The organism is Micromonospora sediminicola (assembly GCF_900089585.1).
Classification (GTDB): domain Bacteria; phylum Actinomycetota; class Actinomycetes; order Mycobacteriales; family Micromonosporaceae; genus Micromonospora; species Micromonospora sediminicola.
This window is the reverse complement of record NZ_FLRH01000003.1, coordinates 249,050-263,033: the sequence shown is the minus strand read 5'-3', so window position 1 is coordinate 263,033 and position 13,984 is coordinate 249,050. Positions and strand designations below refer to the sequence as shown.

At 75.4% G+C, this 13,984-nt stretch carries 9 protein-coding genes and 1 pseudogene; 2 read left to right on the top strand and 8 right to left on the bottom strand.

The genetic code is table 11. The features are described from left to right. Position 1: 1 nt before the first annotated feature. Both GA0070622_RS01685 and GA0070622_RS01680 read left to right on the top strand, forming a co-directional pair. Positions 2-976 (top strand): annotated as a pseudogene (locus GA0070622_RS01685) (5-oxoprolinase subunit C family protein); the annotation flags it as partial. After that, positions 960-1,709: a LamB/YcsF family protein gene (locus GA0070622_RS01680; RefSeq protein ID WP_091565964.1), complete on the top strand. Its 750-nt coding sequence runs from the start codon at positions 960-962 to the stop codon at positions 1,707-1,709. The pseudogene GA0070622_RS01685 and the gene GA0070622_RS01680, both read left to right, overlap by 17 nt. A gap of 62 nt (positions 1,710-1,771) precedes the next feature. Here the strand turns inward: GA0070622_RS01680 and GA0070622_RS01675 are convergent, their stop codons facing one another. The 8 genes from GA0070622_RS01675 to GA0070622_RS01640 all read right to left on the bottom strand — a co-directional run bounded on the left by GA0070622_RS01675 (position 1,772) and on the right by GA0070622_RS01640 (position 13,946). After that, on the bottom strand, positions 1,772-3,607 hold the full coding sequence (locus GA0070622_RS01675) for an NHL domain-containing thioredoxin family protein (RefSeq protein WP_091565960.1): 1,836 nt from the start codon (positions 3,605-3,607) through the stop codon (positions 1,772-1,774). Between the two features lie 131 nt (positions 3,608-3,738). Continuing rightward, a complete protein-coding gene (locus tag GA0070622_RS01670) occupies positions 3,739-6,708 on the bottom strand; it encodes an LppU/SCO3897 family protein (RefSeq protein ID WP_091565956.1) in 2,970 nt (989 codons plus the stop codon). Between the two features lie 348 nt (positions 6,709-7,056). Then, positions 7,057-7,194 (bottom strand): hypothetical protein, encoded by a 138-nt coding sequence (locus tag GA0070622_RS32335; RefSeq protein WP_172967877.1) that lies wholly within the window; start codon positions 7,192-7,194, stop codon positions 7,057-7,059. Between the two features lie 221 nt (positions 7,195-7,415). Beyond that, positions 7,416-8,873: a dihydrolipoamide acetyltransferase family protein gene (locus GA0070622_RS01665; protein ID WP_176558753.1), complete on the bottom strand. Its 1,458-nt coding sequence runs from the start codon at positions 8,871-8,873 to the stop codon at positions 7,416-7,418. Next, complete coding sequence (locus tag GA0070622_RS01660) at positions 8,870-9,859, bottom strand: alpha-ketoacid dehydrogenase subunit beta (protein WP_091565947.1); 990 nt, start codon at positions 9,857-9,859, stop codon at positions 8,870-8,872. The genes GA0070622_RS01665 and GA0070622_RS01660 overlap by 4 nt, the downstream gene beginning before the upstream one ends. Beyond that, a complete protein-coding gene (pdhA, locus tag GA0070622_RS01655) occupies positions 9,859-11,037 on the bottom strand; it encodes a pyruvate dehydrogenase (acetyl-transferring) E1 component subunit alpha (RefSeq protein WP_091565944.1) in 1,179 nt (392 codons plus the stop codon). Before pdhA ends, GA0070622_RS01660 begins: the two co-directional genes overlap by 1 nt. Before the next feature lie 613 nt (positions 11,038-11,650). Then, positions 11,651-12,556: a collagen-like domain-containing protein gene (locus GA0070622_RS32945; protein WP_245666096.1), complete on the bottom strand. Its 906-nt coding sequence runs from the start codon at positions 12,554-12,556 to the stop codon at positions 11,651-11,653. Positions 12,557-12,719: 163 nt separating this feature from the next. Next, a complete protein-coding gene (locus tag GA0070622_RS01640; RefSeq protein ID WP_091565941.1) occupies positions 12,720-13,946 on the bottom strand; it encodes a hypothetical protein in 1,227 nt (408 codons plus the stop codon). Positions 13,947-13,984 lie beyond the last annotated feature (38 nt).

Here is a 13,984-nt window from a genome sequence, read left to right as displayed (position 1 = left end):
CGAAGTGCTGCGGGCCGGCCCGCTCACCACCGTGCAGGACCAGGGCCGACCCGGCTGGGCCCACCTCGGCGTACCCCGGTCCGGCGCGCTCGACCCGGACGCGCTGCGCCTGGCCAACCGGCTCGTCGGCAACCCCGAGCACGCCGCCGGCCTGGAGATCACCCTGACCGGCTGCGTGCTGCGCGTCACCCGGGCGGTCACCGTCGCGCTCACCGGCGCTCCCGCCGACGTTCTGGTCGAGTGGCCCCCGACCGGCCCGGCCACCGTGCCCGGGCCGGTGGCCGCCGACCGCCGCACCGGCCGCGGGACCGTCGAGGCAGGCGCCCAGGTGACGGCGGGTGCGCGGCGGCCCGATGACGTGGTGGCGGGTACGCGGCGGCCCGCTGACGTGGGTCGGCCGCTGTCGCTGCCGGCCGGGGCGGTGCTGCGGGTCGGCCCGGCTCGCGCCGGAGTGCGTACCTGGCTGGCCGTGTCCGGCGGGATCGCGGTCGAGCCGGTGCTCGGCAGTCGGGCCACCGACACGCTCTCCGGGCTCGGACCGCCGCCGCTGCGCGACGGCGACCGGCTGCCGCTGGGCACGCCGGCCGGACCGCCGGCCCCGGTCGACGTCGCCGTCACCCGGCCGGTGCCGGCCGAGGTGCGGCTGGCCGTGCGCCCCGGCCCCCGGCAGGACTGGTTCACCCCGGCCGCGTTCGACCTGCTGTGCCGCGACGCGTACACGGTGGGTCCGGACAGCAACCGGGTCGGCGCGCGGCTGGCCGGCGCGGCCCTGCCCCGCGCGGTGGCCGGCGAACTGCCCAGTGAGGGCCTGGTGCTCGGCGCGGTGCAGGTGCCCCCGGACGGCCAGCCGCTGGTCTTCCTCGCCGACCACCCCACCACGGGCGGCTACCCGGTCATCGGGGTGGTGGACGACGTGACAGCGCTCGCCCAGGCCCGCCCAGGGACTACGGTGAGGTTCCATGGACCTCAACGCTGACCTGGGTGAGGGATTCGGCAGCTGGCGGCTCGGCGACGACGAGGCGCTGCTCGGCCTGATCAGCTCCGCGAACGTGGCCTGCGGCTTCCACGCCGGCGACGCGGCCACCATGCACCGGGTCTGCGCCGCCGCCGCCGAACGTGGTGTCGCGGTCGGCGCGCAGGTCGGCTATCGGGACCTCGCCGGCTTCGGCCGGCGGCACATCGCCTACGACTTCGCCGAGCTGCGCGACGAGACGATCTACCAGCTCGGCGCGCTGGACGCGTTCTGCCGGCTGTACCGCACCCGGGTGCGCTATCTGAAACCGCACGGCGCGCTCTACCACGCGGCGGCGTGCGACGAGGCGCAGGCCGCCGCGCTGGTGGCGGCGATCAGCGGGTACGACCACGAGCTGCCGGTGCTCTGCCAACCCGGCACGGTGCTCGCCCAGCTCGCGGCCGGTGCCGGCCTGCGGGTGGTGGCCGAGGGCTTCGCCGACCGCAACTATCTTCCCAACGGGACGCTGGTGCCCCGCAGCGCCCCGAACGCGTTGGTGACCGACCCCGACCAGGTCGCGGTCCGGGCGGTGCGGATGGCGGTCGAGCGGACCGTGGTCGCCGTCGACGGCAGCGTGGTCCCCTGCCCGGTCGAGTCGATCTGCCTGCACGGGGACACGCCGGGGGCGGTGCGGTGCGGCGAGCTGGTGCGCGCGGCGCTCATCGACGCGGGGGTCACGCTCACTCCGTTCGCGTGAAAGGAGGGGCCCCCTGTTAACGCATTCTGCATAACAAGGGGCCCCTCCTAACACTCGTCAGGTCAGGACTCGTCCAAGCCGCGCAGCACCAGCGGGAGACGGGCGGCGCCACCGGCCACCACCCGCACCGGTACGCCCCAGTCCTGTCGGGTCAGATGGCAGGCGGCGTGCTCGACGTCGGCGTCGCACGTCGCCGCCTGCGCGGTCACCTGCAACACGCCCTGCGCCACGTCCCCGTCGATCACCAGTCGGCGGGACAGGTCGGTGGTCGTCCCCGCGCCCTCCACCAGCAGTTTCGGCGGGGACGCCGACACCACCAGCCGGGTCGACGGCCCGTACGTCTCGTCGAGCTTCTGCCCCGGTGCCGGCGTGAAGATGACGTCGAGCGTCAGCTCGCCGGCGGTCACGTCGGTGGGCTTGCGCTCCAGCCGGTGTCGCGGGCCCTGCACCGTGTTCGCGCCCGCCGCGGTCAACGCGCCCGGCGCCAGCCGGGTCAGCCGGTGCGCGGCCGACTCGACCACAAGCACCTCGCCGTCGGTGGTGAGCACCAGGTCGCTCGGCTCGGCCAGCCCGTCGGCCACGGTGCCCACCTGCCCGGTCCCCGGGTCGAAGCGGCGCACCGCGCCGTTGTACGTGTCCGCGATCAGCACCGAACCGTCGGGCAGCGCGCACACCCCCAGCGGGTGCTGGAGCAGCGCCTGGTCGGCCGGACCGTCGACGTGCCCGAAGTCGAACAGGCCCTGCCCCACGGCGGTGTGCATCTCACCCGCCTCGACCCAGCGGATCGCGCTGGTCTCACTGTCGGCGATCCAGAGCCGGGCCCCGTCGGCCGAGACGGCGAGCCCGGACGGCTGCGCCATCCAGACGTCCGGCAGCGGCCCGTCCCGCAGCGCCTCGACCGTGGTACCGGCGTACATGCCGGCGGTGCGCTTGATCGGGTCGAACCACCAGAGCTGGTGGATGCCGGCCATCGCCACGACCACCCGGTCGTCGTACCAGGCCACGTCCCAGGGGGAGGAGAGGTCGACCGAGCGCGCGTCGTGCGCGTGGTCGTCGACCGTCGAGCGCCACTGCCGCCCGGTGCCGGCCACGGTGACCACCTCGCCGGTCTCCAGCCGTACGCCGCGCAGCAGGTGGTTGACCGTGTCCGCGACGACCAGGTCGTAGCCGGCGACCTCGGCCACGTGCGGCGGCAGCAGGCACAGGCCCTGCGGCTCGGCGAACGTCGCGCCCTCCGCCGGGCCGTCGGTGCGGCCACGGGCGCCGGTGCCGATCCGGCGGACCACGGTCTCCGCGTCCGGGGCCAGCTCGACCACTGAGTGTCGGGCGGAGTCCGAGACCAGCAGGTTGCCGCCGTCGAGCGGCACGGCCTTGCCGGGGAAGCGCAGCGCCGTCTCCGGCTCGGCCGGCGGCACGTACGGGCCCTCGCCCCGGTGCAGCGTGCCCTTCGCCTCGTGGGTGGCGATCAGGTCGTCGACCAGCCGGGCCAGGCCCTCGGCGTGCCCCTCGCCGGCCATCGTGGCGACCACGTAGCCCTCGGGGTCGACCACCGAGAGCGTCGGCCACGCCTTGGCGGCGTACTGCTGCCACATGTCCATCTCGGGGTCGTCGAGCACCGGGTGGTGCACGCCGTACCGCTCGACGGCCGCGGCCAGCGCGTCCGGGTCCTTCTCGTGCTCGAACTTCGGCGAGTGCACCCCGATCACGACCAGCACGTCGCCGTACTTCTTCTCGAGCGGGCGCAGCTCGTCGAGCACGTGCAGGCAGTTGATGCAGCAGAAGGTCCAGAAGTCCAGCAAAACGATCTTGCCCCGCAGGTCGGCCAGCGTGACGGCCCTGCCGCCGGTGTTCAGCCAGCCGCGACCGCGCAGCTCGGGTGCCCGTACTCGTGCGCTCATGCCCCCATCGTGCCGCACCGCCCCGGCCGACTCCCCCGGGACGGCCGAGTGAACAGACGCACACCGCGCCCCGGGCGGGCAACGCGGGGCGCCCGCCCCCGGGTGGGGACGGGCGCCTCGGGGAACGTGGGTTACTGACCGGCCGGCTTCAGGCAGAGCACCCGGTTGGTGCCGCCGCCCTGGAGGTCGACCGTGGGCTGGGACAGGTCCGCGCACTTGTCCTTGTTGTCCACCTTCGACACCACGGTGAACGCGCCCTGCTCGCCGCAGTCCGCGGCCACCGCGCTCTGCCCCGACTGCTTGATGCAGGAGCCGACCGCCGGGTCGAAGCCCGCCGGCTTGTCGTCACCCACCTTGCCGAGCAGGGTGAGCAGGCCGAGCGGCACGGCGAGGATGAGCACGGCCGCGACCAGCACGGCGGCCAGCACCCGGCCGTTGCGCACCTTCGGCGTGGGCGCCTCGGTCTTCGGCTCGGCCTCCGGCTTGAACGCGTCGAACCGGCCCTGGTCCTGATCTCCGGACGGGCCGTCGGGGGACCAGGCCGGCGGGGCCTGCTGCGGCGGCGGCGGGAACGCGGGCGGGAAGCCGCCCGGATCGCCGCCCTGACCGGGCACCGCGACCGAGGCGCGTCCGCCGGCCGGTGGGCCGTAGCCGTCCTGCGGCCCGCCGAACGGGTCGGGACGCCCACCGGGGCCGCCGAACGGGTCCTGCTGGCCTCCGGGACCGCCGTACAGGTCCTGGTTGCCGTACGGGGGCTGGCCGCCAGGGCCGCCGAACGGGTCGCGCGGGCCGCCGGGCTGCTCGCCGTGCGGGTGGACGCCGTTGGCGGGACGGTCGTTGCCGGGCGGGTCGACGAAGGACGGTACGCCCATCGGGAAGGGCGGCGGGGCGGCCGGCGAGGACGGCGGCGCCGCCGGGGCGTCGGCGTATCCGTGCGGCCCGTCGTCGTCCGACCGGGACTGCGGCCCGGCGAACCCGGACGGACCATCCTGCCGCGGGCCGTCCGACCCGCGGTGGCCCGACCGGTCGTCCTGCCGCGGGAACCCGGGACGGTCGTCGTGTCCTGGGAACCCGGAGCGGTCGTCGTGTCCGACGAACCCGGGACGGTCGTCGTGTCCTGGGAACCCGGGACGGTCGTCCTGCCCCGGGAACCCGGGACGGTCGTCGGGCCCGGCGAAGCCGCGCGCGTCGTCCGGGCGGGACTGCGGGCCGCCGAAGGCGGGTGCCTCGTCCGCCTCGGGAGTCTCGTCGGGCTCCGGCCGGGCCGGCCGGCCGTACACCCGGGGCTGGGGCGCCGGCGTGCCGGTCGGGTGCAGGGGCTGGTCGGACGGCGGGGTGACCCGGCTGGTCATCGGCACCGACGCGCTGGCCGAGACCGGGCCGGACTCGGGCGACGTGCGCGGGCCCGGAACGGCCGGACCGGCGGGTGACTGCGGCTCCTCGTGCCCGGGGCGGGCCGCGCCCCAGCCGGCGTCACCGTGCTCCGGCTCGTACGCCTGGGGTTCGCGCTCGGCCGGTGCGTAGGGCGCTGCCGGGTGGTCGGCGGGCGGCGAGGCTGCCAGAGCCGCGCCCGGCACCCGCCGCTGCTCCTGGGCGGGCAGCGGCACCGCGTTGCCGGCGGAGATGCCCGGCGCGGGCGCCGGCTGGTAGACCGGCGCGCTCTCGGGCTGCCAGCCCGGCGACGCCGCCTGACCACTCTCGTCGGCCCGTCCCCAGGCCTCGTCCGGCGACCACGGCTCAGCGTCCGGCACCGCCGGGCGCTCGGCGCCGCGCTCGTCCTGGTGGCCGCGCCGGCCGTCCGGCGCCGGTACGGACACGCTGGCCCGGGCCGACGACTCGCCAGCGGCTCCCCAGGCCGGCTGCGCCGGCTCGTCGGTCGGCCGCTCGGGCTCACGCTGCTGCGGCACGGCGGCGGCGCCGCTCCACCCGCCGGCGGAGCGGGACTGCTGTTCCGGACCGCCCCAGCCCCCCGGCTGCGGAGCCTCGGCCCGGCCTCCGGCGGCCCAGCCGCCGGAGCGGTCCGGGTCGTCGTCGCGGGTGGACTCGTCCCAGCCACCGGACCGGCTCTCGGCCTGCGGAGCGGGCCATCCACCGGAGCGGTGCGGGTCGTCCTCGGCGCCGGTCGCGCGGTTGTCCTGGTCGGACTGCTCCTGGTTGGACCAGGCGTCGGGTCGGGCGGCGCCGGGCACGGAGACCTTGGCGGCGGCACGGGCGGGCGGCTCGGCGGGCGGCCAGGTCGCGCCGGTCTGCGGGCCCGGCGGGGTCCAGGCCGGCTGGCTGTCGCGGGGCGTCCAACCGCCGGAGCGGTGCGGGTCGTCGCCGGCGGGCTGCTCGTCGCGCGGCGTCCAGCCGCCCGAGCGGTTCGGGTCGTCCGGCTGGGCGGCGGCGCCGACGGCCCAGCCGCCGGAGCGGCCCGGGTCGTCGTCCTGCTGCCCGACGCCCGGGGTGAACCCGCCGGAGCGGTGCGGGTCGTCGGCGCCGGCCGGGGTGGCCCAGGACTCGTTCGGCACGGTGGCCGGGGCCGGGACGTAGCCGGTGCCGCGGGCACCCGCGTCGCCGGACTGGGCCCACGCCGGCTGCTCGCCGGAGGATCCGCCGGCATTCCACGTGGGACTGTTCTGCTCGGCGGCCCAGGCCGGGGGCGCCGGCTCGGCGGGACCGCTCGGTGGCGCGGCGGCCCACGCGGGCGGTGCCGGTTCGGTGGACCGCTCCGGGCCGGGCTGCTCGGGCGTGGCCCACGTCGGGTTGCCCGGGCCGGACGCGGCCCAGGCCGGCGCGCCCTGCTCGGGGGCGCCCCAGGCGGGCTGCTGGCCCCGGCCGCCCTGGTCCGCGGGCGGCGGAACCTGGGCGCTGGCCCGGCCGCTGACCGGCTGGCCCGGGGGCGGGCCCCAGGCGGGTGGCTGGTCGTCGGGCGCAGCCCAGGCGGGGGCCGGCTGGGTGGGCCGACCGGCCGGCGGGGGCGGGGCCCAGCCGAGGTCGGACGACCCGTTGTACCCGTTGTCCTGCTGCGCCGGCTGATCGCCGTACGGCACCGGTCCGCCGGTGCCCGGCGACACCTCGCCCGGCTCCTGGCCGGGGCGGTGCGGAGCCTCGGACGTCATGGGTGCGCCTCCTCCATCACAGGTCGGCCGCCGATGCCGGTCGGGAACCGTCGGCATGGCCACCGGCGTCGCCGGCGGGTACCGGCCGTGCGGGCTCCCCGCACCGTATCCGGTGGTCGCCCGAAGGCGCTCGGGGGAGCCTCAGTCGCCACCGAGAGTCACCGGGCGACGTCGATGGGTTTCGCTTCCCTCGTCGGTCCGGAGGCAGTCGGTTGGCGACCGTGCCAACCGTACCGGGCGGTGCGGCGGGGTGGAATCCCGGTGCCGACCGACCCCGGATACGCCGAAGACCCGCCCGGCGTGCCGGGCGGGTCTTCGAACTGGAGGAGGTGAGAAAGGTCGGTGGCGTCAGCTCATGTGACGCTGGGCGATGGCGAGAAGCTCGTTCCGGACCGCGGGCGAGTTGGCGGAACGCAGGGCGTGCTCGATGGCACGGGCCCGGCGGTTGGCGTCGCGGCGGGTGCGGATTCGCTCGATCATGCTCATCTTGGGTCTCCTCCTGGCTATTCGGTTGTCAGCCCCTTGATGTCTCTATTGAAGCGCATGACGCCGCCGAACGCCATCGATTATTAGGTGAGCTGAACCACGCACCTAAGGATCGTAGGTCGGATGCCCTCCTGAACCGACGATTTCACCCCCAACGGCAACGGCCGGTGTGCCGGGCGTTCACCCGTGGCACACCGGCCGTCGACCGGAGCGGTGGTAGGTCAGGTCCAGGCGAGCAGCGCCGCCTCCGGGTCGGCCAGGAAGTCCCCGATGTCGCGGAGGAACTTCGAGCCCAGCTCACCGTCGATGATCCGGTGGTCGAAGGAGAGCCCGAGCGTGGTGACCAGGCGCGCCTTCACCTTGCCCTTGTGCACCCAGGGCTGCTCCCGGACCGCGCCGAAGGCGAGGATCGCCGACTCGCCCGGAGGCAGGATCGGCGTACCGGTGTCGACGCCGAAGACGCCGACGTTGGTGATGGTGAGCGTGCCCCCGGACATGTCCGCCGGGGAGGTCTTCCCCGACTTCGCGGTCTGCACCAGGCCGGTCATCGCGTCCGCCAGCTCGCGCAGCGAGAGCCGGCCGGCGTCCTTGATGTTCGGCACGATCAGGCCCCGCTCGGTGGCCGCCGCGATGCCCAGGTTCACGTACTCCTTCACCACGATCTCGTCGCCGGCCCAGGTCGAGTTGACCATCGGGTGGCGCTTGACCGCCAGCAGCACCGCCTTGGCGACCAGCAGCAGCGGGGAGACCCGCACCTCGCGCCACTCCCGCCGATCGCGGAGCCGGTCCAGCGCCTTCATCGCCCGGGTCACGTCGACGGTGAGGAACTCCGTCACGTGCGGGGCGGTGAACGCCGAGCGGGCCATGTTCTCCGCGGTCAGCTTGCGTACCCCCTTGACCGGGATGCGCTGCTCGCGGTCCGCGCCGAAGCTCGCGACCGACGTCGCCGGCGCGGTGACCGTCAGCGGCTCGGCCGCCGCCGGGGTGCCGCTCGCCGCCCGCTGTACGTCCTCCCGGGTGATCGAGCCCAGCGGACCGGAGCCGGTCAGCGTGGCCAGGTCGACCCCGAGGTCCTTGGCGAGCTTGCGGACCGGCGGCTTGGCCAGCACCGGACCGGAGACCCGGCCGTTGCCGTTCACCGCCGGAGCGGGCGCGACGGGGGCCGGCGCCGGCGCGACCGGCGCCGGGGCGGCGGCCTGGGCCGGCACGTCGCCCTTGCGCGCCCGGCGCTTGGCCGGCGCGTTGCGCGGGCCGTAGCCGACCAGCACGGCGGTCCGCCCGCCCGGGGCCGCGCCGCCGATCAGGCCCGGCTCGACCATGCCCTCGGCGGGCGCGACCTCGACCGCGGCCAGCGAGGCGGCCGACGGCGTCGGCAGCGCCGACGCCGGGGCACCGGTCGTCGACTCCTCCACCGGCCCGGCGCCCGGGTCGGTGTCGATCGCGATGATCGGTACGCCGACCTCGACCGTCGAACCCTCCGGGTGGAAGATCGCCTGCACCCGACCGGCCCACTTCGCCGGGATCTCGACCGCCGCCTTCGCGGTCTCCACCTCGACGATCGGCTGGTTCAGCTCGATGTCGTCACCCACCTTGACCAGCCAGGCGAGGATCTCGCCCTCGGTCAGGCCCTCGCCCAGGTCGGGCAGGTTGAACTCCTTGATCCGGGACATGCCGCTCACCAGCCGAAGGTGCGGTCGACGGCGTCGAGCACCCGGTCGAGGTCCGGCAGGTACTCCTCCTCCACCCGGGAGGCCGGGTAGGGGGTGTCGAAGCCGGTCACCCGCAGCACCGGGGACTCCAGGGAGTAGAAGCACTCCTCGGTGACCCGGGCCGCGATCTCCGACCCGAGGCCCAGGTTGCCCGGGGCCTCGTGCACGACCACGCAGCGGCCGGTGCGCCGCACCGACTCGTACGCGGCGGTCAGGTCCAGCGGGGACAGCGTGCGCAGGTCGACGACCTCCAGCTCCCGGCCGTCCTCGGCCGCGGCGGTGGCCGCGTCCAGCGCGGTGCGCACCATCGGGCCGTAGGCCAGCACGGTGGCGTCCGTGCCGGGCCGCGCGACCCGGGCCGAGTGCAGCGGGTACGCGTCGGCGAGCGGCGCGTCCAGGTCGACCGGACCCTTCTCCCAGTAGCGCCGCTTCGGCTCCAGGAACACGATCGGGTCGTCCGAGGCGATGGCCTGCTGGATCATCACGTACGCGTCCTGCGGGTTCGCGCAGGTGACCACCTTGAGGCCGGCGGTGTGCGCGAAGTAGGCCTCGGGCGACTCGGAGTGGTGCTCCACCGCGCCGATGCCGCCGCCGTAGGGGATCCGGATGACCATCGGGATCCGCACCTTGCCCTGCGAGCGGTAGTGCATCTTCGCCACCTGCGACACGATCTGGTCGTACGCGGGGTAGACGAAGCCGTCGAACTGGATCTCGCAGACCGGCCGGTAGCCGCGGATGGCCAGGCCGACCGCGGTGCCGATGATGCCGGACTCGGCCAGCGGCGTGTCGATCACCCGCTGGTCGCCGAAGTCCTTCTGCAGGCCGTCGGTGATGCGGAACACGCCGCCGAGCTTGCCGACGTCCTCGCCCATGATGACGACCTTGGGGTCGTTCTCCAGGGCCCGCCGCAGGCCGGTGTTGAGCGCCTTGCCGAGGGTGAGCGTCTCCGTGGCCATCAGTGGGCGCTCCCCTCGAACGACTCCATGTACTGCGAGAACCGGGCCCGCTGCTCGTCCAGCTCGGGCGACCCGTGCGGGTAGACGTGGTCGAACATGCTGACCGGCTGCGGGTCGGGCATGGTGAGCACCCGCTCGCGCAGGTGCACCGACTCGGTGCGGGCCTGCTCGTCGACCTCGGTGAAGAACGACTCGTCGGCGATCTGCTGCTTGAGCAGGAACGCCTTCATCCGGGCGATCGGGTCCTTGGCCTGCCAGGCCTCGACCTCGCTGGCGATCCGGTAGCGCGTGGGGTCGTCGGAGGTGGTGTGCGCGCCCATCCGGTAGGTGTACGCCTCGATCAGGCTCGGCCCCTGGCCGTTGCGCGCGTTGTCCAGCGCGTGCCGGGTCACCGCGTACGACGCGAGCACGTCGTTGCCGTCCACCCGGACGCCGGGGAAGCCGAACCCGCCGGCCCGCCGGTAGAGCGGGACCCGGGTCTGCCGCTCCAGCGGCTCGGAGATGGCGTACTGGTTGTTCTGGCAGAAGAACACCAGCGGGGCGTTGAAGACGCTGGCCCAGACGAACGACTCGTTGACGTCGCCCTGGCTGGTGGCGCCGTCGCCGAAGTAGGCGATCACCGCCTCGCCGTCCTCGCCGCCGGTCCTGCCGTCCATGGCGACACCCATGGCGTACCCGGTCGCGTGCAGGGTCTGCGCCCCGATCACGATCGTGTACATGTTGAACTTGAACTCGTTCGGGTCCCAGCCGCCCTGGTCCACGCCGCGGAACAGGCCCAGCGGCATGATCGGGTCGATGCCACGGCAGTAGAGCACGCCGTGCTCCCGGTAGGTGGGGAACGCCATGTCCTGCGCGCGCAGCGCCCGGCCGGAGCCGACCTGGGCGGCCTCCTGGCCCAGCAGGCTGGCCCACAGGCCCAGCTCGCCCTGACGCTGGAGCGCGGTGGCCTCGGCGTCGAGCTTGCGGACCAGGACGAGGTCGCGGTAGAGCCCGCGGTACTCCTCGTCGGTGAAGTCGACGCGGTACTCGGTCCCGTCCGGGCCGAGCGCGGTCTCGATCCGCTCGCCCTCGGGAGTGAGCAGCTGTACGAGTTCCGGCTCGCCGGTCGCGGCGGCGCGCCTGGTTCGGGGTGCGGCCCGCTTGCTGCGGGTGGCGGCCCCGGGGTCGCCCTTTGCCATCCGTCTCTCCCTGTCTGTCTGCGCCGGCGCCGGGGGTGACCCGAGCCGCGCACCTCGTGCGCCCGCCCGGCTGCTGCCGGGTCGGTCCCTGGCGACCGCGCCTAGCCCCGGTGAGGGTTGCCGCGCGGCGTGAGCCGGGGTCCGTCGGGGGACCCAGGCCCGGGAGCGCCGGCGCCGTACCGCACCAGCCGCGGGGTGCGCGGAGGTGGCGGCTGCGTTGCCGTCGTGCCTGAATGATTGCAGAGGAGGTGAGCGGGCCCACAGTATGGCCTCCCCCGTCGGTGACGTTCGATCGGGTTCGCGACGCATAGACGTTTTTGCCCGATGTGTCAGGTAGGGCCGACGGACAAATTGTGTGTCGACACGCGGTGGTGGCTGGTGAACTGAGCGTCACTGGTCCAAGCTGACGGTGAGCCTTCGCGCGGCATTTGTCCGAATATGCGCGCGTGCTCTCCCGTCCACGTCGACGCGTACGAGGAGTGTGCCCGGTGTCCGAGCCAGAGGGTCCTCCCGGTGCTCCCTTCCTCGGCCGGCACCGGGCCCTGCCCGCCGCCCGCTACCGCCGCGTGGTCGGCGCGCACCGGGCTCCCGGAGCCGGCGGACCGAGCCGCGGCTACCTGCTGACCGTGGCGCTGCTCGCCGGCACCGCGTCGATGCCGATCCTGGCCGCGATCAGCGCCGGCTCGGCGACCGTGGGGAACAGCGCGCTCCCGGACACCAGCACCCCGTTCCTCCCCACGCCCTCGGTCGGCCCGGTGGTCGTCCCGCTGCCGCAGACCACCCAGGCCCCGGTGCTCCCCGCGCCCACGCCCGTGGCCGGCGCCACCACCGTGCCCCCGCGACCGGTGCTGCCGGCCGCCCCGGTCCCGGCCGACGACAGCGACCTCGTCCGCGAGCGTCGGTCCCGGCCGGCCACCGCGCCGACGCCGCCGGCCACGCCCACCCGGCCCACGCCGGTCCGGCCGCCGCGCCCGTCGCCGGTGCCCTCCCCGTCCCCGTCGCCGTCCGACCCCGGGACTCCCGGACCGAGCCCGAGCCCCGAGCCGTCCGGCTCGTCCGCCGAACCGACGCCCGGATCGTCGGGCGGTTCGCCGGAGCCGACCTCCGAGCCGAGCGGCGGCCCCGCGCCGAGCGGCGGCCCCGCGCCGAGCGGCGGCCCCGCGCCGAGCGGCGGCCCCGCGCCGAGCGGCGGCCCCGCGCCGAGCGGCGGCCCCGCGCCGAGCGGCGGCCCCGCGCCGAGCGGCGGCCCCGCGCCGAGCGGCGGCCCCGCGCCGAGCGGCGGCCCCGCGCCGAGCGGCGGCCCCGCGCCGAGTGGAGAGCCGGACGATACGCCGCTTCCGAGCGCGACGGTCGCGCCCAGCCGGTCCGCGCCGAGCCCGTTCTCGCTCGGCCGGCCCGGGGGCCGGAGTGTCCGGCCGGCCTGACCCGGGCGATCCGCGCGGCGTGGTCGGGCCGGCCTGATCGGCCGGTCCGCCGCCGGATGGCCCGACCAGTCACGAGCGATATGACCAGGAGTCATATTTATGACTCTCCGGTATATCGCTCTCTTCCCGAGGCTTCGCCTCTCGCGTCACGCAGCGTCACGCGAGAGGCACATCCGGGCGAGCCGGTGTTGATCATTTGCAGCCGGCACGCAGGCACCGTCACACGGGCCGGTCAGGCGGGCCGGTCAGGCGGACCGGTCAGGCGGGGTCGTCGGTGAGGCGGTGCCGGTTGGCCTCGATCCAGGCGTTCAGTGCCTCCGGGTCGTCCGGGTCCACGCCGTCCGCCATCAGCTGGGCCACCGCCGCGGTGGCCGGGCTGCGCCGTTCACCGGTGCTGTAGAGCCGGGCGAACTCGGGCACCATCTCGGTGATCGTCTCGTCCGTCCGGTCGGCCGCCGGCTGCGACAGCCCCCGCTGCCGGGCCGCGTACGCCGCCCAGGCGCGGAGCACCCGGGGCAGCATCGCCGCGTCGTCCATGTCCAGCACGGCCCGACGGTGCACCCAGTCGAGCAGGAACAGCTCGGCCACCATCGGGCTCCACCGCATCGGGTCCGCGTCCGGGAAGCTCGCCGCGTGGTCGAGCAGCAGGCCGAGGCAGAAGTGCAGGGAGGCCAGCTCGCCGTCGGCGACCTGGGGCAGGCCGAACCGGGCGGCCTCGGGCGAGTCGAGGAAGGCGCGTACCAGGCGGGTCCGTTCCTCGTCGGTGGGCGGGAGCACGACGGCCGGTCCGGCCGGCGGGGCCTGCCCGGGCAGTACGGCCAGCCGGGCGCCCACCAGGGCCCGGTCGGTGGCGAGCGAACCCTGGGTGGGCAGCTCGGCGAGGTCGTCGGTGACCGCCAGGTGACGGCTCACCCCCGCGTGCATCCGGGCCGGGTCCTCGGTGCGGAACCAGGTGAACTCGTCCTCGGTGCAGATCTCCCGGGCCTGCTCGACGATCCGGGCCGCCGGGCCGCCGACGAACACGTCCTTGGTGATGCCGATGTTGTGGTCGACGAGCGCCACCAGGGCGTGCTCCGGGCCGCCCTGCTCCTCGTCGTCGTACGCGAACGTGGCGAGGTAGGAGGTCTGGTCGCCGTACACGTCGCCGTACGCCCAGGCGCCGGTGACGCGCACCCGACCGAGCTGGCCGGCCCATGCCGGGGCGTGCGCGCCGGGCCGGACCCGGGCGGCGCCCTCGGCGTCGGGCACCAGGGTGGCGAAGACGGCGCGGATGGTGGTGGCGGCGGCGCTGCGCCGGCGGGACGTGGCGGCGAGGAAGCCGGCCACGAACTCGCGGACGGCGTGCTCGCGGTCGTGCTCCGCGACGGCGTAGACGCTGCCCAGCAACGCGGCGCCGAGCATCTCCGCGTCCAGGGCGGAGTCGAGCCTCGTCACGTCGCGCGCGGCGTGCAGCACCGCGTCGTAGGGGGTCTGTGGCGTGGCCATGCGTCGACCCTACGCCGCGCTGCCGGCCACCACATCGG